Below are 369 nucleotides of genomic sequence, written 5' to 3'. Positions count from 1 at the left end.
GCCGCCGAAGGTGGGGTAGATGATTGGGGTGAAGTCGTAACAAGGTAGCCGTATCGGAAGGTGCGGCTGGATCACCTCCTTTCTATGGAGAATCGTTTCCTGCAACGGAAACATTCAAATATGAAGCATTAGCTTCAAAAACTACTCACTCGTTGCTCAGTTTTGAGAGCTCAAACTCTCAAGTATCATTTCCAGGATGTGCTTGTAGTCAAGTACAACGGAATATGATATGATCTTTTTCCGGGTTTACACCGGAGAACGTGTACCTTGAAAACTGGATACCGAAACGAAATTGCGTTTTAGAATATTCCTTTAAGCTGATCTTGTGTAAACAAGTGAAACTAAGGTAGTCAATCGTATTTACATTGT

At 42.0% G+C, this 369-nt stretch carries 1 rRNA gene; it reads left to right on the top strand.

The window, feature by feature from the left end:
• A 16S ribosomal RNA gene (locus tag LCF57_RS22295) occupies nt 1-82 on the top strand; the annotation flags it as partial.
• Between the last annotated feature and the right edge of the window lie 287 nt (nt 83-369).

Origin of the sequence: Paenibacillus sp. BJ-4 (assembly GCF_020404765.1) — a bacterium.
Classification (GTDB): domain Bacteria; phylum Bacillota; class Bacilli; order Paenibacillales; family Paenibacillaceae; genus Paenibacillus.
Note: the sequence above shows the minus strand (reverse complement) of the source record. Positions and strands in the feature narration are given on the sequence as shown.